Genomic DNA, 21188 nt, shown 5'->3' on the forward strand with positions numbered 1-21188 from the left:
CAAATGCAGGCACGCACTTTGCGGTTGATAACACCGGCCAGGGGAGTCCTGCAGGAAACCACAGGCCAATGACCAGACAGATAATTTCAGCACTGGGTAATCCACAATAAACTGCATTTGTTTGCAGACATTCGCTGAAAGATTCAGCACACAGGGCTCACCGGGTAGAAAGGAAGCCCTCAGCGTTCATGGAGATAGTGCCGGTGTAGCATCGATTCGGAGTGGATCGCGCGCGCCCGCCGGCGTCCACTCTCCCATCGCGGGCTTTTCCAGGATCACGCCCATGAATACCGTTGAAAAGATTTCGATCGGCCGCCCCCACTCCACCATTCGGGTCGATGCGTCGGCCGCTGATGGCACCCACTGGTTGTTCATGCATGCCAATGCGCGTTTTGGCATCCGTCCCTGCTGCAGTCCCGAATTGCTGGACGACATATGGGATGTCATGGGATCCATCACCCGCGCCCCGCACGAGCGTCGCAGTGGTGAACTACGCCACTTCGTGCTTGCATCCGACTCCACCGCCTTCAATCTCGGCGGCGATCTGGACCTGTTTGCACGCCTGATCCGCGACCAAAACCGCGAGCAGTTGATGCGCTATGCCACCCGCTGCGTGGAAGGCGTCCATCACCTGCATGTCGGCTTTGGCGGGGACGTGCGCAGCATTGCGCTGCTGCAAGGCGATGCATTGGGAGGTGGATTGGAGATGGCCCTGGCCTGCCACACCATCGTGGCCGAAGAAGGCATCGGGATGGGACTGCCCGAGGTCTTGTTCGGTCTGTTTCCGGGCATGGGCGCGTATTCGTTCCTGTGCCGTCGCGTGTCGCCCCAACTGGCAGAAAAAATCATTCTCGACGGACGCATCTACAGCAGCGAGGAAATGCATGCGATGGGAATCGTGGACGTACTCGTACCGAAGGGCCAGGGAGTCGTTGCCACCGAAACGCTGATTCGCCAGCAAAAGCGCATCTCCCATGCCTATCTGGCAATGAACGCCGCACGCAACCTCGCGCAGGCGGTGCCTTACGACGAATTGCTGCGCATTACCGAGGTCTGGGTCGACACTGCCCTGGCACTGAGCGAGAAATCACTGCGCACGATGGACCGTTTGGTCAAGGCACAGAATCGCCGCGCTGGCGCAAGTGCCGCCTGATTTGGTGGATCCAGTACTGGGGGAATCAGGCCCGGCCTATCGCCGGGCTTCACTTAGCCGCGGTCGCCATTCCCGCTGACTCCGCCGTCGGACTTGTTCTGTGCGCGTTGAGCAAGCGCCTCGCGCCCGAGTGTCAACCCCGTCTTCAGCTGCTCCAGCCTCTGGCTCCATTCTGCGCGCAGCTGCGCTTCGGGCAGGCGCATCAACTCACCTCCCTGTTCGGCCAGCGCCACCAGCCCGAGATTGCTGGAAACGCCCTTGACCGCATGAGCATGCTCGCGCAGACGTGCCCAGTCCTGGTCCGCCGCCGCCTTGCCGAGCTGGACAACGCAAGCCGCAGCATCGCTGAGACATTGTTGAATGAACTCGCGTTCGAACTCATTCCCCATCCCCAGTTCCGCCAGCTCGTCGAGCACGGCAGGGTCGAGGACGGCGCCACTCGGCGCCGGGCTGCGGGTAGCGGTGGCAGGATCGGCCTGACGCAGTTTCTGGTTGACGGCGATGTCGGCCAGCGTATCCAGCAACTTGATCGCCGCCACCGGCTTGGCCAGGAAGGCATAGGCGCCCGCCTGCTCGCAGCTGCGAATCGACTCGGGCGTGACATCGGCGCTCAACACCACGACCGGGGTGCCCGGCATACCGCCCGCCTGCATCACCCTGAGCTGCTTCAACATGTCCAGACCGCTGACACCGGGCATGTGCAAGTCGACGATGGCCGCGTCGAAGTCTGCCTCGGCCAATGCGTCCAGTACGGCCTCGCCGCCGTCAACGCAGGTCACACGATGGCCTGCTTTCTGCAGCAACCGCTGCAGAACCAGGCGATTTGCCAGATGATCGTCCGCCACCAGGATATGCATGCTGCGCACGCGGGCACGGTGACGTAGAAACGGATCGGCAAACGCAATCACGTTGCCCGGTATCGTGGACTCCGCCTCATGCAGCACAGGCGATGGCGTCGCTACGGGCTTGGCGGCCGCCAGGCCAAACGGCAGTTCAAACCAGAACAAGCTGCCGCCCGCGGGATTTTCCTCGAACCCGATCGCGCCCCCCATCGACTGGACCAGCCCCCTGGCGATCGTGGTTCCCAGGCCGCTGCCTTCGAACCGGCGCGCCAGTCCGGTATCTGCCTGTTCGAACGCCTCGAACAAACGCGGACGCATATCGACCGGCACACCGATGCCGGTATCGAGCACCTCAAAACGGAGCAGCAAACCGCCACGGCCGCTGGCCTCGGTGGCCGCCACCTTCAACTGGACACTGCCGTGGTCGGTGAACTTGACCGCGTTGCCGACCAGGTTGAGCAGGATTTGCCGCAGATGTCCCGCGTCCCCGTGCACACGCGAAGGCACGTCTGCAGCCACGGCTGTCTGGTAATGCAGCCCCTTGGCCCTGGCCTGTGGCTCCAGGATCAGACCGATTGCCTGCAGGATGTCCTGCAATGCAAAGTCGGACGTGTTGATCCGCAGCTTGCCGGCTTCGATGGCCGAGATGTCCAGCACCTCCTCTACCAGCGCCAGCAGGCTGCGTGTCGATGCCTGAATGGTCTTCAGGCATTCGCGCTGCTCGCTATCCAGACGCGTCGTTGCCAATACCTCGGTCATGCCGGACAGGCCATTGAGCGGTGTCCGAAACTCGTGACTCATGTTGGCCAGGAAGCGGCTCTTGGCCTCACTGGCACGGCGCGCCTCGGCGGTGGCGCGGGTCAACTGCCGCAGAAGACTGGAGAAATACAACGGAACGGCGGCCAGACCAACGGCAAGCCCGATACCGAGCCGCTGGTTGCGTTGCCAGTAGTCGGTCATCCACAGCGTCGTGGAAAAGCTCACCACCGCCATTCCCACCGCAAGGTACAGATAGCGGTTGCCGTAGCGCAGGCCGTTGCCGACGGTGACCCACATCACCACGACATAGACCCAGGCTAGCGGCTCGCCCATCTGGATCATGCCGGCCGCCATCAAGCCGTAATCGGCCAACATGCCCAGGATGCGACGCGCATCCGAGCGCCCGGGCCGCCACAGCAGCCACCCGAACAACGCAAGTCCGAGACTCAGGCCCGTCAGCACAATGACCAGAACGCCGGTGTGCTGGTGCGGCGGCAGGCTGTGCCGGACACCCGGCAGCAGGACATACGCCAGAATCAGGCTGATCAGCACGATGCGGACGATCGCCTGACCATGTTCGCTGTCGGGTCGATGCATCAACCGCTGCCGGATCCTTCCGAACGGATTCATTGCCTCACACCCCGGGTCGTGCCGATGCGGTCGAGAATTCGCCGCAGATCTGGTCCAGCTGCGCGCGACCGCGCAGCAGCGCATCCACGCAGCGCGGGTCGAACAGGCGACCGCGTTGTGCATACAGATAGGCCAGCGCGGCGTCCATGGTCCATGCCTCCTTGTACGGGCGCGGCGACAGCAGCGCGTCGAAGACGTCGGCCACCGCCACGATGCGCGCTTCCAGCGGGATCGCTTCGCCAACCAGCCCATCCGGGTAACCGGTGCCGTCGTAACGCTCGTGGTGACGCAACGCGATCAAGGCGCCGACCTGGATGAAACGGTTCTGGCTGCCGCTGAGCAGCTCGTAGCCGATGCGCGGATGCCGCTTCATGATGCTCATCTCGTCGTCGGTGAGCTTGCCCGGCTTGAGCAACACCGCGTCGGGAATGGCGATCTTGCCCATGTCGTGCAGCGGTGCGGCCATCTCGATGATGCGCACTTCTTCCTCGGACAACCCGAGCTGCTCGGCGATCAGGCCGGCCACGTGCGACATGCGCTCCAGGAAGGCGCTGGTGCCCGAGTCGCGGTACTCGATGGCGCGCGCCAGCCGCGACAACGTCTCGCGTTCGCGCTCTTCGACCTCGTTCATGCTGGCCAGCAGACGCTGCTCCAGCGACAGCGCGCGTTGCTTGACGCTTTCGCTCTGCTGACGCAGCTGCAGCAAATTGGCGCAGCGTGCGCGCAGTTCGCGCGGACGGATCGGCTTGACCAGGAAGTCGATCACGCCCGCCTCCAGCGCGGCCTGGCGGATCGGCTCGTCGCCGACGATGGTGATCAGGATGATCGGGATATCGCGATGGCTGGGCAGCCGGCGCAGACGCCGGGCGAACTCCAGGCCATCCATGCCCGGCATGCGATAGTCGAGCAGCAACAGATCCACCCGTCCGGCCTCGCACCACGCCAACGCGTCGAGCGGATCACCGAAATCGTAGACCTTCAATTCCGGTGCGATGTCCTCGATGACGTGGCGCAGCATCGTCCGCGCAGACATCTGGTCATCGACAATGACGATGTTCAATCCCAGATCCGCCTTTTCCGACCAGCTTCCCGATGTATCCGCCGACGACACGCCGGCAAGATTACCCAAAACATCCTGCATAGCCGTTGCTCCTCTTTCCTGAGAACGGAAAAGCGATGACGCCGGCCGCCGGGCCGACTCCCCCGACGATACGCCATTCGGGGCTCCGCTCTAGCATATGCAGTATCTGTGCCGTCGGCACGCCGACGGCACAAAAAAGATCAGGCTTCCGGACGCATATATGGGAACAGCAGCACATCGCGGATCGAGGTGCTGCCGGTCAGCAGCATCACCAGGCGGTCGATGCCGATACCCAGGCCGCCGGTCGGCGCCATGCCGTACTCCAACGCACGGATGTAGTCGGCGTCGTAATGCATCGCTTCGTCGTCGCCACCGTCCTTGGCCTGCACCTGCGCCTGGAACCGCGCGGCCTGGTCTTCCGGGTCATTGAGCTCGGAGAAGCCGTTGGCCAGCTCCTTGCCGTTGATGAACAGCTCGAAGCGGTCGGTATACCCCGGCTCGGTGTCGCTGGAGCGCGCCAGCGGCGACACCTCGACCGGGTGGTCGGTGATGAAGGTCGGCTGCACCAGCGTGTGTTCCACGGTGGCCTCGAAGATTTCCAGCAACAGCTTGCCCCAGCCGTAGGATGGCTTGACCTTGATCTTCAGCCGCTCGCAGTGCGCCAGCAGCGCGTCGCGATCAGTGCAATCGGCCGCGCTGATCTGAGGATTGTGGTGACGAACGGCCTCATCCATGCGCCAGCGCCGGAAAGCCGGCGCCAGATCGATGGCGGCGCCGTCCCAGTTCACCTGGGTGGTACCCAGCACCGACTGCGCGGTGTCGCGGATCACCTGTTCGGTCAGGTCCATGATCTGGTGGTACGTGGCATAGGCCTCGTAGAGCTCGAGCATGGTGAACTCGGGGTTGTGCCGGGTCGACACGCCCTCGTTGCGGAAGTTGCGGTTGATCTCGTAGACGCGCTCCAGGCCACCGACCACCAGCCGCTTGAGGTACAGCTCCGGCGCCACGCGCAGGTACAGGTCCAGGTCCAGCGCGTTGTGGTGGGTGGTGAACGGCTTGGCGGTGGCGCCACCGGGGATGTAATGCATCATCGGCGTTTCCACTTCCAGGAAGCGGCGCGCGTCCAGCCAGGCGCGGATCGCGCGGATGATCCTGGAGCGCTTGATGAAGACCTCGCGCGCTTCCGGGGTGACGATCAGGTCGACGTAGCGCTGGCGATAGCGCTGCTCCACGTCCGACAGGCCATGCCACTTGTCCGGCAACGGACGCAGCGACTTGGTCAGCAGGCGCAGCGCGCTGGCCTTGACCGACAGCTCGCCGGTCTTGGTGCGGGTCAGCCCGCCCTCCACCGCCACGATGTCGCCGACATCCCAGCCCTTGAACGCGGTATAGGCATCGCCGAGCACATTGCCCTGCAGGAACAGCTGCACGCGCCCGGACTCGTCCTGGATCTGCGCAAAGCTGGCCTTGCCCATCACCCGCTTGGCCATCAGGCGGCCGGCCATCCGGACCGTGCGCCCGGTTGCTTCCAGCGCTTCGGAAGTCCAGGTGTCGGCATCGGCGAATTCGCCCTGCAGGTCGCCGGCGAAGTGTTCGCGCACGAAATCGTTGGGATAGGCGATGCCCTGGCCGCGCAACGCGCCCAGTTTCGCGCGACGCTCGGCGATGAGGCTGTTCTCGTCGGCGGGGATCTGCGGCGCGGGGGTCTGCTCGGTCATGGCGGGAATCGGTCTGCGATAGGTCGGGCGCATGCCCGGTGGAGAATGCGGAACCGGGCGGGCCGGTTCCTGCGTTTTACGGTGTCTCGGTGACAACTGCGCGGCGCAACGGGATTGCGTGGCGATGTGCCGCACTGCAACCGCGCCGCCGATGTCGCAGCGGACGCGGCGGCCTCGCCGCGCGATCAGGCATCCAGGCGTTTGGAGCCTGCCGCCAGGCCGGCCTTGAGGCTGGCCTCGACGAATTCGTCCAGATCGCCGTCCAGCACTTTCTGCGTATCGCTGCGTTCGATGCCGGTGCGCAGATCCTTGATGCGGCTCTGGTCGAGCACGTAGTTGCGGATCTGGCTGCCCCAGCCGATGTCGGACTTGGTGGCTTCCAGCGCGTCGCGTTCGACGTTGCGCTTCTGCACTTCCAGCTCGTACAGCTTGGCGGCCAGCATCTTCATCGCGTTGTCGCGGTTCTGGTGCTGGCTGCGGCCGGTCTGGCAGGCGACCACGGTGTTGGTCGGGATGTGCGTGATACGCACTGCCGATTCGGTCTTGTTGACGTGCTGGCCACCGGCACCGGAGGAGCGGTACACGTCGGTACGCAGATCGGCCGGATTGATGTCGATCTCGATGTTGTCGTCCACTTCCGGCGACACGAACACCGAGGTGAAGCTGGTATGCCGGCGGTTGTCCGAATCGAACGGCGACTTGCGCACCAGCCGGTGCACGCCGATCTCGGTCTTCAGCCAGCCATAGGCATACTCGCCCTCGATGCGGATCGTGGCCGACTTGATGCCCGCCACTTCGCCGCCGGACACTTCCATCAGCTCGGTCTTCCAGCCGCGCGACTCGGCCCAGCGCAGGTACATGCGCAGCAGGATTTCGGCCCAGTCCTGCGCCTCGGTGCCGCCGGCGCCGGCCTGGATGTCGACGAAGGCATTGGCCCCGTCCATCTGCCCGGAGAACATGCGCTGGAATTCCAGCTTTTCGACATGGGCCTGGTACTTGTCCAGATCGGCGATCACCGCCACCGCGGTGTCTTCGTCCTGCTCGCTCTCGGCCAGTTCCAGCAGATCGGCGGCATCGCCCAGGCCGGCCAGCACATCGGCGATGCCGATCACGGTCTTTTCCAGCATCGAGCGCTCGCGCCCCAGGGCCTGCGCGCGCTCGGCGTCGTTCCACACGTCGGGGCTCTCGAGCTCCCGGCTGACTTCTTCTAGACGCTCTTTCTTGACGTCGTAGTCAAAGATACCCCCTGAGCGAGAGCACGCGATCGTTGAGATCGGTGATGCGCTGGCGGATCGGATTGGTTTCGATCATGACGGATTTCCGGCAAACAAGCCCGGTAGTTTAGCAAGCGGGCGGCGGCGGCGGAACGCGGTGGCGATCGTGACGGGCCGCAGGTTCGTGCCGGCCATGGACGTCATGGCGACCACTGCAAGCTCAGACCGGAGCAAGGCAGCCAGCAGGCGGTCCAGATGACGAGCGTCTGGGCTCATCTGCCACTGCGAGGCTGGCGCTCGCTCCGGTCGCCGGGCTGACCGCCTGGAACGGTCAGCCCGGTGCGGCCTCGACACGCTGCGGTGTGGGCGCCTGCCCTGCCAACGCCCGTAATGCAGCCAGGTAACGGCGACTGCACGGCAGCACGGCGGCGTCGGCCAGGTGTACGCGGGCGTCGCCGGATTCCAGCGGCTCGATCGCCTGCACGCGTGCCAGCTTCACCAGATAGCTGCGATGGATGCGCACGAACACGGCCGGGTCGAGCCTGGCCTCGATCGCGGCCATCGTGCTGCGCAGCGGGTAATCGTGGCCGCGTACATGCAGGTTGACGTAGTTGCCCGACGCCTGGATCCACTCGATGTCGGCGGTGGCGACCAGGAAGTCGCGCCCCAGCTTACGCACCAGAAAGCGTTCCGGACGGTCCAGTGGCTCGACCGGCGGGCCTTCGTCCGGCGCGGCCAGCAGATGCGCCTCGCCCTGCCGACGCCGGCCATACCAGGCCAGCGTGTGGCGTAGCGCCACCAGCAGGGCAAAGGTGCGCAGATCCTTGGACAGTTCGTACATCCACTGCAACCGCAAGGCGCCGAAATCGTAGTGCGCACCGACCGCCAGATAGACCAGCTTGCGCAGCAGCACCATGCCGCTCACGTGCAGCAGCCACCAGGCAAGTGCGGCCGCAATATAGACAGGAACGCGCCGCCGCCAGACATCGGCATGCAATGGCCAACGCGTGCAGAGCCAGATCAGCGGCGGCAAGAGCAGCAGTGAGACGGTCGCGCTGCTCAACTCCCAGGTCAGCACCTGCCACAGCAGCAGCGGCTGGCCGTCGCGCCGTGCCGCCAACCATGTGCTGGCGGTGTTGCCCAGCGCGCTGCCATAGAAAACCAGCAGCCAGATCAACGCTACCCACCGCCTGCCCGCATTGGCAGCGCTGTCGGTCTCGCGTTCGATCGCCCCGGACACAGGTGAATTCATCCGCGCATTCTATGCAAACCGCCAGCTTGCCGCCCCCGGTTCGTCCCTGCAGGACCGCAACTGGTCACTCCAGGACGGCATTGCCACCCTTGGCGCAGCTGCCTGGGGCCGGCGTTGCCGAGGATGCGGGCACGTCTCCTACCGACACGACCATGACCGAGCGCCGCCACGATATCGACGCCTTGCGCGTCTTCGCCTTCGCACTGCTGGTCCTGTACCACGCGGGCATGGCCTACGTGGCCGACTGGGAGTTCCACCTCAAGAGCGTGCACACCGCGCAGTGGCTGCAATGGCCGATGATCGTGCTCAACCGCTGGCGGATGCCCTTGCTGTTCATGATCTCCGGCATCGCCATCGGGCTGTCGCGGCCGCAGGCCACGCCCTGGCGCTTTGCCTTGCGGCGCTGCGGGCGATTGCTGCCACCGTTGTTGTTCGGCATGTTCGTGGTGGTCGCGGTGCAGGCCTATTGCCAGGGCGTGGGCAACGGCAAGGTCAGCCCGGGCTTGGGCAACTTCCTGTTGCGCTACTGGCAGGTGCGGCCGTGGCCGGCCGGCAGTTTCGATGGCTGGCAGCATGGCATCACCTGGAACCATCTGTGGTATCTGGCCTATCTGCTGCCCTATACCGTCGCATTGATGGCGCTGGTGTCGCTGACACGCCCGCTGCGGCTGACCGCGTTACCGGGCCTGCCCGCTGCGCTGGCGGTGCCGGCACTGCTGCTGTTGCCGATCCTGTGGGAAGCGTTCTGCGTGCTGTGGGTGATGCCGCGCCATCCGCCCACCCACGCGCTGTTTGGCGACTGGTTCGTGCACGCCGAGTCGTTCCCGTTGTTCGTCCTGGGATACCTGCTGGCGCGCAGCGAGCGCTTCTGGCAGTGGGCCGTGCAGCTGCGCTGGCTCACGCTAGGCACCGCGCTTACGGCAATCGGCACCGAACTGGCCATTCGCTATGCCAGCATCCATTGGCAGACTGCGCAACCGGGTGCAGCGCTGGCCACGCTGCCGTGGGAGGCGATCGAGCACAGCGCACGTGCCGCCTACACCTGGCTGGCGCTGCTGACGATTCTTGGCTGGGCCAGGCACCGATTGAACCGCCCGTTCCGCTGGCTGCCGTACTGCACGGAGGCGGTGTTCCCGTGGTACATCCTGCACCAGAGCCTGATCATCGTGACGCTGTACTGTCTGATGCCCCTGCATCTGAATGCCTGGCTGGAGCCGACGCTGGTGATCGCCGCCACCGTGATCGGCTGCCTGGCGTTGCATGAGTTTGCGATCCGCCGGGTGCGCTGGTTGCGTCCCTTGTTCGGATTGCGCGCACGCACGCCGCGTTCGGCGAGGAAGGCCGACGTCATGCCGATGACCTCATGAACACCAGGCGCAGGGGTGGCGCTGTTTCGCCTGCCACGCACTGGACGGCCCGTCGGCAGCAACGCAAGATGCGCGCCGGACACGCTCTTTCGAAGACACCATGCGCCCTACCCTGCTTGCCGCCACCTTGTTGCTCGCGCCTGTCGCCGCCCTTGCCGATGCGCCGGTCGGCATCGCCTTCGACCACCAGGACTGGACCATCGCCTGCGACAACACCCGCACCTGCCGCGCTGCCGGCTATCAGCCGGATGACGACGGCAGCACGCCGGTGTCGGTGCTGCTGACGCGCAAGGCCGGTGCCGGACAAGCGGTCACCGCCGAGTTGATGCTGGGCCAGTACGACGAGGTCAAGATGCCGGCCTCGCTCAGCTTGCGCATCGACCAGCGCGACCTGGGCAAGCTGGCATTGAATCGCGACAGCGGCACCGCGCCGCTGACCAGCGCGCAGGTGACCGCACTGCTGGCCGCACTGACGCGCAGCAGCAAGATCGTGGCGGTGGGCAACGATGGCCGCCGCTGGCAGCTGTCCGATCGCGGGGCGGCGGCGGTGTTGCTGAAGATGGACGAGTTCCAGGGCCGGCTGGGCACACGCGGCGCACTGGTGCGCAAGGGCGATCGCGACGAAGCCACGGTGCTGCCGGCCGTGCCGGCACCGCAGGTGCGCGCGGTCAAACTCGCAGCCCCACAAGCGGCCGATGCGCGCCTGGGCACACTGCCGGCGCTCTATCAAGCACTGCGTGCCAGCTTGCCGGCCGATGAGGAATGCAAGGGACTGCAGGCCGACGATACGGCCGAGCCGCTGTCGATCACCCGGCTCAGCAGCGACAAACTGCTGGTGTCGACCGACTGCTGGATGGGCGCCTACAACGTCGGCACCGGTTTCTGGGTGATCAATGCACGCGCGCCGTTCGCGCCGACGTTGGTGACCACGCACGCCAGCGATATCGACGGCTCCACCATCCTTGAATCGCAGAAGGGCCGTGGCCTGGGCGATTGCTACAGCGAGGCCAGCTGGACCTGGGACGGCCGCCGTTTCGTGCCGACCTCCGAATCCACCTCCGGCCTGTGCAGATTGGTCGCCGCTGGCGGCGCGTGGGAATTGCCGACCTTGGTGACCGAAGTCAAGAAGGCGCCCTGATCGGGGCGAGGACAGTGCGAGCGAGTGCGAGCGCCAATGTGCGCTTGCACGGTCTTGCAGGACGCTTCGAACTGCCGACCAGGTTGCTTTGCGGCCGTCAGGCATGCGGCTCTTAGAGCATGTACTCCCGCATAAATGCCGCCTGTGGTGCGAAGCTCAGTGCAGAGCACATGCAGAGCGGCTGAGCTGCAGCCTGGCTGCAGGGCCCTTGCCCGCCCACCATCGCAGGACACGCCGCAAGTACGTCCCTGCAGGCTCTGGCTCGGCATCCATGCCGCTCGAGGTCCCGCGACGGTGGGCAGGCAAGGACCTGGCAGATGGTCGGTGTGCGTGGTTGCAGGCGGAGCACGACGCGTGTGGCTTGGATCACGGCGCGTCCGATCGGCTCCCCGGCACACGCCGAACAACACAGGGCCTTCAAGAAAACACCCGCAGCGTCGTCATCGCAAAGCTTGAAAACAAGATGGAGAAGCGGCCTGCCTTGACCAGGTCGCGGAAACGACATGCCGAGGCGGCAGCGTGGCCGGGGATTGGCGGAGAGCGGCACTCAGGATGTGCCGCGGCGGCGAGTCAGACAGGATGTCTGACCGAGCCGAGGAGCCGATCCCCGGCCGCGCTGCCGCCCCTTACCGAAGCCAGCGACTGGCAGCCGCGCGCTTGAGAACCCGACGCTCAGCTCCCTCCACGGACGGATTCACGGCGCATCCCGCGAGCGGCGAGGACACCACGCGCCCTCGACCAACGCGGCCTGGATCATCCAGATGACGCCAGCTGCAGCCTACAAAAGGTAGAGAGAACGCTGAGCCCGCAGCTCAGCCAGTGACTGTCGCCGGCTCGCAATGTTCGACGATCAACTGCACCGCGGTGCCGCCGCGATAGTCGTCGCTGACCAGGCGGTACGCCAGCCGCACCATGCGTGCCGGCTCGCTGCCGCGCCAGCCATTGAAGTGGATGGCGTTGAGCGGTTCGGCGCGGCCGGCACAGCGCAGCGTGAGCTTGAGATGGCGCTCCTTGAGCAGGCGCCATTGCAGCACTTCGAACCGGCCATCGAACAGCGGCTCGGGAAAGCCCTGCCCCCACGGCCCGGCCACGCGCAGTGCCTCGGCATGCAGGTGATCGAGCTCGTGCGCGGCCAGTTCGCCGTCGCTCTGCAATTCGGCATGCAGCAACGAGGCGTCCACCATCGTCTGCACCTGGCGCTGGAATGCCTGCTCGAAGGTCGCCAGTGCGGCCTGCTCCAGGCTCAATCCGGCCGCCATCGCATGCCCGCCGAACTTCTGGATCAGGCCCGGGTGGCGCGCGTCCACCGCAGCCAGCACATCGCGGATATGCAGGCCGGGAATCGAACGCGCCGAGCCACGCAGCTGGCTGCTGCCCGGCTCGGCCGGCGCCAATGCAATCACCGGGCGATGCAGCCGGTCCTTGAGCTTGGAGGCGACCAGGCCGATGACACCGGGGTGCCAGTCGGCGTCGAACAGGCACGCGGCGATCGGCAATTCGCCATCGGCATCCAGCACCACCTTGGTGACCGCCTGCTCGGCATCGTCGGTCATCAACTGCTGCACCGCGCGACGCTCGGCGTTGATCTCTTCCAGGGTGCCGGCGATCTCGCGCGCCCGGCTCCAGTCTTCGCTGAGCAGCAGTTCGATGCCCAGGGCCATGTCTTCCAGCCGGCCGGCGGCGTTGAGACGTGGCCCCAATGCAAAACCGATATCGCTGGCGCTCAGGCGCGCCACGTCGCGGCCGCTGGCCTCGATCAGGGCGCGCAGGCCGATGCACCCCTTGCCCTCGCGCAGGCGGCGCAGGCCGGCCGACACCAGCGCACGGTTGTTGGTGTCCAGTGGCACCAGATCGGCGACCGTGCCGACCGCCACCAGGTCCAGCAATACCGACAGATCCGGCTCGGCGCGTTCGGCAAAGGCGCCGCGCGCGCGCAGCACGCCGCGCAAGGCCATCAGCACGTAGAAGATCACCCCGACCCCGGCCAGGGATTTGCTCGGGAAGCGGTCGTTGGCCAGGTTCGGATCGACGATCGCATCGGCCGGCGGCAACACCTCGCCAGGCAGGTGATGATCGGTGACCAGCACCGTCCAGCCACGCGCCTTGGCCGCGGCCACGCCGGCGTGGCAGGCGATGCCGTGATCGACGGTGACCAGCAGATCCGGCTGCAATGCAGCCAGCTCGTCCACCAGCGCAGGCGACAGACCATAGCCATGCACCATGCGATTGGGCACCGCGTGGTGGACATCCAGCGCGCCGAGCATGCGCAAGCCACGCACGCCGACCGCACAGGCGGTGGCGCCATCGCAGTCGAAATCGCCCACCACCAGGATGCGACGCTGCCGGGCGATCGCATCGGCCAGCAGCTCAGCTGCAACGCCACTGTTGTGCAGCAACTGCGGTGACAGCAACTGCCCCAGACGCGGCTGCGCGCCCTGCGTATCGGTCACGCCGCGCGCGGCATAGATGCGGCGCAACAGCGGCAACATGGCATCGGGCCAACTGCCGGCCTGCCCGGGTGGGCGCCGGACGATCCGCGGGGTGGAGGTCATTGCGCCAGCTGTACCCGCGGCTTGCGCCAGAAACGCCAGCGTTGCGCATGCGTCAGCGACACGGTGTCGCCATCCTGGAAATCCAGCACCAGCCGATCCAGTTCGCCACGCGCCATTGCCGCCAGCAACGGCGCCACCGCGTCGTCGCTGAACTGCTGCAGCGAGCGCAGGTGCCGCAGGTCCACCAATGCGTCCACGCGTTGTTCGCCCTGCGCATCGGCGCCCGCCGCCAGCGCCAGCGCACGCAGCAGCGATTCGCGGCTGCGCACCTGACGGTGCGGCGAGCTCACCGCCTGCGGCAGCACGCCGCCGCCCCAGAACCACAGCGAATTGATCGCCGGCTTGCCGCTGGCCACGCGGCCCTCGTTCCAGGGATGCTGATGCAGCAGCACCTGCGCCTCGGTCAGCAAGGCACGCCAGCGCCGGCCGACCTCGCCAGCCGGCAGATGCTCGAACAGGTCATCGCCGATCGCCAGATCCGGCGGCGCGAAGTCGGGCAGCCTGGCATCCGGCGACAGCCGCAGATACCAGCGCGCAGGCGTGGGCGCATCCAGCAGGAAGCCGGCATCGCCGAACATCGGTTTGAGGATCGGCAACAACACCGCCAGATCCTCGGCGGTGGGGCCGAGCGCCTCGCCGTAGCCCATCAAGCGGGCGCCCTGCATGTCCGGCACCACATAGGCCGGATCGGCACGCACCCAGGTCGCACCGGCCGCATCGCCGGCATCGAGCTGGCGGGTCAATGCGGCCACCGGCCACTGCGCAGGCGTCAGCGTGAAGTGGCGCTGCAGCTGCGCCACCTCGCCGGGCTCGACGCTTTGCTGGTCGGCGCGCGCCAGCGCACGCGCCACCGGCGTGTCGCCCAACGCACCGGGCAGGCGGCGTCTTTCCGGCAGCAGCAGCGTTGCGGTGGTCATCGGTCGGTGGCGTCGCTCGATCCCGGCCCGTCAGTCCAGATAGGCAACGCTGACCACTTCGTACTCGCGCTGGCCGGCCGGCGCATCGATGGTGACCGAATCGCCTTCCAGCTTGCCGATCAACGCGCGTGCCAGCGGCGAGGAGATCGCGATCATGCCCAGCTTGATGTCCGCTTCCAGATCACCAACGATCTGGTAGCGCTTCTCTTCGTCGGTCTCGGTGTCGGCCAGCGTCACCGTGGCGCCGAACACGATCTTGTTGCCGGCCGACAGCTTGGTGATGTCGATGATCTCGGCATGCGAGAGCTCGCCTTCCAGCTGCTTGATGCGGCCTTCGATGAAGCTCTGCTGCTCGCGTGCGGCGTGGTATTCGGCGTTTTCCTTCAGATCGCCGTGCGCGCGCGCTTCGGCGATCGCATTGATCACCGCCGGACGCTTGACAGACTTCAGCTGGTCCAGCTCTTCGCGCAGGCGCTGCGCGCCCTTTGCCGTCATGGGTGCTCTCATGCTTCCAGTTCCTTGTGCAGTTCCTGCAGCGACCAGACAGGGCCGGTGCCGCGGAATTCCAGCGAATGCACCAGCGCCTTGGCGCCGGCAACAGTGGTCGAATAGGTCACGCGATGCTGCAACGCTTCACGCCGGATCGAGAACGAATCGGAGATGGCGGCGCGGCCTTCGGTGGTGTTGACGATATACACGATCTCGCCATTCTTGATCGAATCGACGATATGCGGGCGCCCTTCGGCGACCTTGTTGACGATCTCGCAGTTCAGCCCGTTCTGCTGCAGCCAGGCGCCGGTACCGCGCGTGGCGACCAGCGTATAGCCGCGCTCCACCAGGGCCTGCGCCACCGGCAGCACGCGCTGCTTGTCCGGATCGCGCACCGACACGAACGCCTTGCCCACCGGCGGTGCCTTGATGCCGCCGGCCTCCTGCGCGCGCGCAAACGCGGCGCTGAAGCTGCGGCCCACGCCCATCACCTCGCCGGTGGAGCGCATCTCCGGCCCGAGGATCGGGTCCACGCCCTGGAACTTGGCGAACGGGAAGATCGCCTCCTTCACCGAGTAATAGCCCGGCACGATTTCCTTGGTGGCGCCCTGCTCGGCCAGCGTCTTGCCGGCCATGCAGCGCGCGGCGATCTTGGCCAGCGGCATGCCGATCGCCTTGGACACGAACGGCACGGTGCGCGAGGCACGCGGGTTCACCTCCAGCAGGAACACCACGTCGTCGCCGGCCTCATCGACCTGCACCGCGAACTGGGTGTTCATCAGGCCCACCACGTTCAGGCCTTCGGCCAGCATCACCACCTGGCGACGCAGTTCGGCCTGGGTCTTGGGCGAGAGCGAATACGGCGGCAGCGAGCAGGACGAATCGCCCGAATGCACCCCGGCTTCCTCGATGTGTTCCATCAAGCCGCCGATCAGCACGTTGCCGTCCTTGTCGGCGATGATGTCCACGTCCACTTCCACCGCGTTGTCGAGGAAGCGGTCCAGCAGCACCGGCGAATCGTTGGAGACCTTGACCGCGTCGCGTACATAGCGCGCCAGGTCGGATTCGCCGTAGACGATTTCCATCGCGCGGCCGCCGAGCACGTAGCTCGGACGCACCACCAGCGGGTAGCCGATCTCGCGCGCCAGCACCAGGGCTTCCTCGGCATTGCGGGCAATGCGGTTGGGCGGCTGCTTCAGGCCCAGCTTGTCGACCAGTTGCTGGAAACGCTCGCGGTCTTCGGCCAGGTCGATCGAATCGGGCGAGGTGCCGATCACCGGCACGCCGTTGGCTTCCAGCGCGCGCGCCAGCTTCAGCGGAGTCTGGCCGCCGTACTGCACGATCACGCCCTTGGGTTTTTCCAGCTCGACGATTTCCAGCACGTCTTCCAGCGTCAGCGGCTCGAAGTACAGACGGTCGGAGGTGTCATAGTCGGTGGACACGGTCTCTGGGTTGCAGTTGACCATGATGGTTTCAAAGCCGTCATCGCGCAGCGCCAGCGCCGCATGCACGCAGCAGTAGTCGAACTCGATGCCCTGGCCGATGCGGTTGGGGCCACCGCCAAGGATCATGATCTTGTCGCGATCGGTCGGCAGCGCCTCGCACTCGTCCTCGTAGGTCGAATACAGGTACGCGGTGCTGGTGGCGAATTCGGCAGCGCACGAATCCACGCGCTTGTAGACCGGGCGGACCTTGAGCGCGCGACGCAGCGTGCGCACCGATTCTTCGTTGGTGCCGGTCAGCTCGGCCAGGCGCGCATCGGAGAAACCGGCGCGCTTGAGCGTGCGCAGACGCGCCGCATCCAGTGCCTGCATGCCGTCGTCGGCCAGTTGCTGCTCGTGGCTGATCAGTTCTTCGATCTGATCCAGGAACCAGGGGTCGATGAACGACAGCGCGTAGACATCGGCCACGCTCATGCCGGCGCGGAAGGCATCGGCGACATAGAACAGGCGCTCCGGACCCGGCGCCTTGAGCTCGCGCTTGAGCGCGGCGATATCGTCTTCGCTGCTCAGGTCCAGCCCGGTCGGATCCAGCCCGATCTTGCCGGTTTCCAGCCCACGCAGCGCCTTCTGCAGCGATTCCTGGAAGGTGCGGCCCATCGCCATCACCTCGCCCACCGACTTCATCTGGGTGGTCAGGCGCGCATCGGCCTGCGGGAATTTCTCGAACGCAAAGCGCGGGATCTTGGTGACGACGTAGTCGATCGACGGCTCGAACGAGGCCGGGGTCAGGCCACCGGTGATCTCGTTCTTCAATTCGTCCAGCGTATAGCCTACCGCCAGCTTGGCGGCGACCTTGGCGATCGGAAAGCCGGTGGCCTTGGACGCCAGCGCCGAGGAACGCGACACGCGCGGATTCATCTCGATCACCACCACGCGGCCGGTGGTCGGGCTGATGCCGAACTGCACGTTGGAACCGCCGGTATCCACACCGATCTTGCGCAGCACCGCGATCGAGGCATCGCGCAGGCGCTGGTATTCCTTGTCGGTGAGCGTCTGCGCCGGTGCCACGGTGATCGAGTCGCCGGTATGCACGCCCATCGGGTCGAGGTTCTCGATCGCGCAGACGATGATGCAGTTGTCCGCGGTGTCGCGGACCACTTCCATCTCGAACTCCTTCCAGCCCAGCACCGACTCTTCCACCAGCACTTCGGTGGTCGGCGACAGTTCCAGGCCACGGCCGACGATCTCGATCAGCTCTTCGCGGTTGTAGGCGATGCCGCCGCCGCTGCCACCCAGGGTGAAGCTGGGGCGGATGATGGTCGGGTAGCCGACGCGGGTCTGGATATCCAGCGCCTCTTCCAGCGTGTGCGCCACTTCGGCCCGGGGGCAATCCAGGCCGATCTCGCCCATCGCCACGCGGAACAGCTCGCGGTCTTCGGCCATGCGGATGGCTTCGCGCTTGGCGCCGATCAGCTCGACGTTGTACTTCTCCAGCACGCCGTGGTCGGCCAGATCCAGCGCGCAGTTCAGCGCGGTTTGCCCGCCCATGGTCGGCAGCAGGGCATCAGGCTTTTCCTTGGCGATGATCTTCTCGACCGTCTGCCAGTTGATCGGCTCGATGTACACCGCATCGGCCATGTCCGGGTCGGTCATGATCGTGGCCGGATTGCTGTTGACCAGCACCACGCGATACCCCTCGTCGCGCAGCGCCTTGCACGCCTGCGCGCCGGAGTAATCGAACTCGCAGGCCTGGCCGATGACGATCGGGCCGGCGCCGATGATCAGGATGGTTTTTAGGTCGGTGCGCTTTGGCATTTCTTTACTCGATTAGGAACATGCGGCGAGCCGCAGGTGCGGAAGAGTGGCCGCGGCGATCGCATCGCGACGCGGCATGATGTTGCATCGACTCCACGGAGCCGAAAGCCGGGGTCATCCGGCGTATCCATAGCCCAGGGCGCGCAGGGTGTTCTGCATCCACTGATGCAGCGCGAACGCGGCGGCGAAGCTGACCAGGAGCAACAGCCAGCCGGTCCCGGAGGTCTTGCCCCAGCGACGCACCTTGTCCGGGTCGGTGTTCTGCATGCGCTGGTGAAAGGATCCTCCTCCAACCACATAGCCGATGCCGAAGACGACACACATCGGCACCAGCAAGGCCAGTTTGATGCCTCCGGGCAGCGTGATCGACGCCACGCCCGCCTGCGCCTGCTGCAGCGGCATCCAGACGCCCCAATAGGCCACGGCGGCGCCCACCAGCAGGATCAGCACACCCATCAACCGAGCGCTCATGCGCGCTTGGCATCCTTGGCCATCAGCTCCACAAACCGGTCGAACAGCGGCCCCACATCGCGCGGCCCCGGCGAGGCTTCCGGGTGGCCCTGGAACGAGAACGCCGGCGCGTCGGTCAGCGCGATGCCCTGGTTGGTGCCATCGAACAGCGAACGATGGGTCACCCGCACATTGGCCGGCAGCGTGCTTTCATCCACCGCAAAGCCATGGTTCTGCGAGGTGATCATCACCCGCCCGCCGTCCAGATCCTGCACCGGATGGTTGGCGCCGTGATGGCCGGTGGTCATCTTGACCGTGCTGGCGCCGGCGGCCAGCGCCAGCAGCTGATGGCCCAGGCAGATGCCGAAGGTCGGCACCTTCTGCGCGACCAGTTCCTTGATCGCGGCGATCGCGTAATCGCAGGGCTCCGGGTCGCCCGGGCCATTGGACAGGAACACGCCATCGGGCTGCATCGCCAGCACCTCGGCCACCGGCGTGCGTGCCGGCACCACGGTGACGTCGCAGCCACGGTCGGCCAGCATGCGCAGGATGTTGAGCTTGACGCCGTAGTCATAGGCCACGACCTTGTGCTTCAGCTCGGTGCGCACGAACGTGTCGGAGTTCAGATCCAGCGAGCCTTCCTGCCAGCCGTAGCTGGTCTCGGTGGAAACCACCTTGGCCAGGTCCATGCCCTTCAGGCCGGGGAAGCTGCGCGCGGCTTCCAGCGCCTTGTCGACATCGATCTCGCCGGCCATCAGCGCGCCGTTCTGGGCGCCCTTCTGCCGCAGCAGGCGGGTCAGCTTGCGGGTATCGATGCCGGAAATGGCCACCACACCGCGGGCCTGCAGCCACTCCGGCAGTGCGACTTCGCTGCGCCAGCTGCTGGGGCGACGCGGCACGTCGCGCACGATCAGGCCGGCGGCCCAGATCTTGCTGGCCTCGTCATCCTGATCGGTAAAGCCGGTATTGCCGATATGCGGATAGGTCAGCGTGACCATCTGGCGGGCGTAGGAGGGATCGGTCAGGACTTCCTGGTAACCGGTCATGGCGGTGTTGAACACCACTTCGCCGACGGAAAGCCCGTTGGCGCCTACGGATTCGCCCTCGAACACGGTGCCGTCTTCGAGGACAAGGATTGCGGGTTGGGTCACGTGGGGGTCTCGCTCTGGCTGCCTGGGACTCCGATGCGCTTCCGGCCAAATTCCGGTTGCAGCAAAGCGCGGACGCGGTGCTGGGGACCGGTCCGACGCTGGTTCGGGCAAGCGAGAATTGTAAAGGCAAGTGCCCCGGCATGCCAGCCTGAAGAACGCCGGCTGCCGTGCCGGCATCGCAATGGCGGGATGAATGCGCCACTGCGATCATTCGCCATTCATGCGCGGCGACGCGCCGGTTACAGCACCAGATCGCGCACGCGATAGCTGCCGGGCGGCTTGCCGAGCAGCCGCTTGGCCGCATGCAGGGCACCACGCGCGAAGATGTCGCGGTTGGTCGCGCGGTGCACCAGTTCCACCCGCTCGCCCAGCCCGGTGAACTGCACCGTGTGCTCGCCGACGATGTCGCCGGCGCGCAGGCTGGCAAAGCGCGGCTGCGCGCCACTGCCGGTGGCCGCCTCCCCCAGCGTCAGCGCGGTCCCGGAGGGCGCGTCCTGCTTGTGCACGTGGTGGGCTTCGACGATGTCGCAATCCCAGCCCGGCAGGCTGCCGGCGGCACGCTCCACCAGTTCGGTCAGCACCGCAACGCCCAGGCTGAAGTTGGACGCCCAAACCAATGGAATCTGCTGCGCGGCCTCCAGCAAGGCGGCGCGCTGCGCCTCATCCAGACCGGTGGTGCCGGACACCAGCGGTTTGCCGCGCTGCGCGCACAACGCCAGGATCGGCGCGAAGCCCTGCGGCAGGCTGAAGTCGATCGCCACGTCGAAGCTCGGCGCACCGCCGAGCTCGCTGGCGGCGAAATACGGCACGCCGTCCACCACGCGCTGCGAGGGCGCACGCCCCACCACCGCACCGACGACATGCAAGGCCTCGTCTTCGGCCGCCAGACGCAGCAAGGCCTTGCCCATCCGCCCGGAGGCGCCGTGGATCAGAACTTTTACAGGAGACGTTGTCATGGCGGCAGGCCTAGCTGGGCGATGGGGTTGTACAAGATAGCTGGGAATCGGGAATCGGGAATCGGGAATCGTAAAAGCTGGGATTGGGGGGTCGGGATTGGGGAGTCGTTGGAGCCGGGAATCGGGATTGGGGATTAGGGAATCGTAAGAGCGGATGCGGGTGTGCGCGTTTTATGTGCTGTGGCGCTTTGGCTTGGTGGCGCCCGTGGGGTGCGCGTGGTGGTTGGCACACAACGGCGCGAGCGGCCATGGGTCGGTGAGG

At 66.0% G+C, this 21188-nt stretch carries 15 protein-coding genes; 3 read left to right on the forward strand and 12 right to left on the reverse strand.

Annotated elements, in window-relative coordinates:
- Nucleotides 1-283: 283 nt before the first annotated feature.
- Entirely contained in the window at nucleotides 284-1153 is an 870-nt protein-coding gene (locus EO141_RS12580) for a crotonase/enoyl-CoA hydratase family protein (RefSeq protein WP_016903176.1), read from the forward strand.
- A gap of 53 nt (nucleotides 1154-1206) precedes the next feature.
- Here EO141_RS12580 and EO141_RS12585 read toward each other — a convergent pair whose 3' ends face one another.
- The 5 genes from EO141_RS12585 to EO141_RS12605 all read right to left on the reverse strand — a co-directional run bounded on the left by EO141_RS12585 (nucleotide 1207) and on the right by EO141_RS12605 (nucleotide 8649).
- Nucleotides 1207-3384, reverse strand: coding sequence for an ATP-binding protein (locus EO141_RS12585; RefSeq protein WP_126942711.1), 2178 nt, complete (start codon nucleotides 3382-3384; stop codon nucleotides 1207-1209).
- 4 nt (nucleotides 3385-3388) lie between these two features.
- The gene (locus EO141_RS12590; protein ID WP_026064477.1) at nucleotides 3389-4525 is read right to left on the reverse strand and encodes a two-component system response regulator; all 1137 of its coding nucleotides are present in this window, start codon (nucleotides 4523-4525) and stop codon (nucleotides 3389-3391) included.
- A gap of 140 nt (nucleotides 4526-4665) precedes the next feature.
- Nucleotides 4666-6183, reverse strand: coding sequence for a lysine--tRNA ligase (gene lysS / locus EO141_RS12595; RefSeq protein ID WP_104585249.1), 1518 nt, complete (start codon nucleotides 6181-6183; stop codon nucleotides 4666-4668).
- Between the two features lie 185 nt (nucleotides 6184-6368).
- Nucleotides 6369-7494 (reverse strand): peptide chain release factor 2 gene (prfB, locus tag EO141_RS12600; protein ID WP_127169361.1). Its coding sequence is split into 2 segments (ribosomal slippage): nucleotides 6369-7418 and nucleotides 7420-7494, totalling 1125 coding nucleotides; the frame shifts between segments, so codons are not numbered across the junction.
- Between the two features lie 234 nt (nucleotides 7495-7728).
- Nucleotides 7729-8649: a LytTR family DNA-binding domain-containing protein gene (locus tag EO141_RS12605; protein ID WP_104585245.1), complete on the reverse strand. Its 921-nt coding sequence runs from the start codon at nucleotides 8647-8649 to the stop codon at nucleotides 7729-7731.
- A 152-nt stretch (nucleotides 8650-8801) separates the two neighbouring features.
- Between EO141_RS12605 and EO141_RS12610 the strand changes: the two genes are divergently transcribed.
- Nucleotides 8802-10016, forward strand: a complete 1215-nt coding sequence (locus tag EO141_RS12610; RefSeq protein ID WP_127169362.1) for an acyltransferase family protein — start codon at nucleotides 8802-8804, stop codon at nucleotides 10014-10016.
- 100 nt (nucleotides 10017-10116) lie between these two features.
- Nucleotides 10117-11154, forward strand: a complete 1038-nt coding sequence (locus EO141_RS12615) for a DUF1176 domain-containing protein (RefSeq protein ID WP_126943058.1) — start codon at nucleotides 10117-10119, stop codon at nucleotides 11152-11154.
- An 812-nt stretch (nucleotides 11155-11966) separates the two neighbouring features.
- Here the strand turns inward: EO141_RS12615 and recJ are convergent.
- The 7 genes from recJ to dapB all read right to left on the reverse strand — a co-directional run bounded on the left by recJ (nucleotide 11967) and on the right by dapB (nucleotide 20926).
- Nucleotides 11967-13706, reverse strand: a complete 1740-nt coding sequence (gene recJ / locus EO141_RS12620) for a single-stranded-DNA-specific exonuclease RecJ (protein WP_127169363.1) — start codon at nucleotides 13704-13706, stop codon at nucleotides 11967-11969.
- Nucleotides 13703-14623 (reverse strand): phosphoglycerate mutase, encoded by a 921-nt coding sequence (locus tag EO141_RS12625; RefSeq protein ID WP_127169364.1) that lies wholly within the window; start codon nucleotides 14621-14623, stop codon nucleotides 13703-13705. The genes recJ and EO141_RS12625 overlap by 4 nt, the downstream gene beginning before the upstream one ends.
- 30 nt (nucleotides 14624-14653) lie before the next feature.
- A complete protein-coding gene (gene greA / locus EO141_RS12630) occupies nucleotides 14654-15118 on the reverse strand; it encodes a transcription elongation factor GreA (protein WP_016903166.1) in 465 nt (154 codons plus the stop codon).
- A gap of 8 nt (nucleotides 15119-15126) precedes the next feature.
- On the reverse strand, nucleotides 15127-18369 hold the full coding sequence (gene carB, locus EO141_RS12635) for a carbamoyl-phosphate synthase large subunit (protein ID WP_126943067.1): 3243 nt from the start codon (nucleotides 18367-18369) through the stop codon (nucleotides 15127-15129).
- Between the two features lie 114 nt (nucleotides 18370-18483).
- A complete protein-coding gene (locus EO141_RS12640) occupies nucleotides 18484-18825 on the reverse strand; it encodes a hypothetical protein (RefSeq protein WP_232087973.1) in 342 nt (113 codons plus the stop codon).
- An 11-nt stretch (nucleotides 18826-18836) separates the two neighbouring features.
- Complete coding sequence (gene carA / locus EO141_RS12645; protein ID WP_104585273.1) at nucleotides 18837-19970, reverse strand: glutamine-hydrolyzing carbamoyl-phosphate synthase small subunit; 1134 nt, start codon at nucleotides 19968-19970, stop codon at nucleotides 18837-18839.
- Between the two features lie 239 nt (nucleotides 19971-20209).
- A complete protein-coding gene (gene dapB, locus EO141_RS12650) occupies nucleotides 20210-20926 on the reverse strand; it encodes a 4-hydroxy-tetrahydrodipicolinate reductase (protein WP_104585275.1) in 717 nt (238 codons plus the stop codon).
- Between the last annotated feature and the right edge of the window lie 262 nt (nucleotides 20927-21188).

The organism is Xanthomonas sp. BRIP62415 (assembly GCF_003993515.1).
Classification (GTDB): domain Bacteria; phylum Pseudomonadota; class Gammaproteobacteria; order Xanthomonadales; family Xanthomonadaceae; genus Xanthomonas; species Xanthomonas euroxanthea.

Bases quoted from the DNA above. Each gene is read 5' to 3' on its own strand.
- EO141_RS12580 (WP_016903176.1), top strand. From the start codon at position 284: ATGAATACCGTTGAAAAGATTTCGATCGGCCGCCCCCACTCCACCATT.
- EO141_RS12585 (WP_126942711.1), bottom strand. From the start codon at position 3,384: ATGAATCCGTTCGGAAGGATCCGGCAGCGGTTGATGCATCGACCCGAC.
- EO141_RS12590 (WP_026064477.1), bottom strand. From the start codon at position 4,525: ATGCAGGATGTTTTGGGTAATCTTGCCGGCGTGTCGTCGGCGGATACA.
- lysS (WP_104585249.1), bottom strand. From the start codon at position 6,183: ATGACCGAGCAGACCCCCGCGCCGCAGATCCCCGCCGACGAGAACAGC.
- EO141_RS12605 (WP_104585245.1), bottom strand. From the start codon at position 8,649: ATGAATTCACCTGTGTCCGGGGCGATCGAACGCGAGACCGACAGCGCT.
- EO141_RS12610 (WP_127169362.1), top strand. From the start codon at position 8,802: ATGACCGAGCGCCGCCACGATATCGACGCCTTGCGCGTCTTCGCCTTC.
- EO141_RS12615 (WP_126943058.1), top strand. From the start codon at position 10,117: ATGCGCCCTACCCTGCTTGCCGCCACCTTGTTGCTCGCGCCTGTCGCC.
- recJ (WP_127169363.1), bottom strand. From the start codon at position 13,706: ATGACCTCCACCCCGCGGATCGTCCGGCGCCCACCCGGGCAGGCCGGC.
- EO141_RS12625 (WP_127169364.1), bottom strand. From the start codon at position 14,623: ATGACCACCGCAACGCTGCTGCTGCCGGAAAGACGCCGCCTGCCCGGT.
- greA (WP_016903166.1), bottom strand. From the start codon at position 15,118: ATGACGGCAAAGGGCGCGCAGCGCCTGCGCGAAGAGCTGGACCAGCTG.
- carB (WP_126943067.1), bottom strand. From the start codon at position 18,369: ATGCCAAAGCGCACCGACCTAAAAACCATCCTGATCATCGGCGCCGGC.
- EO141_RS12640 (WP_232087973.1), bottom strand. From the start codon at position 18,825: ATGGGTGTGCTGATCCTGCTGGTGGGCGCCGCCGTGGCCTATTGGGGC.
- dapB (WP_104585275.1), bottom strand. From the start codon at position 20,926: ATGACAACGTCTCCTGTAAAAGTTCTGATCCACGGCGCCTCCGGGCGG.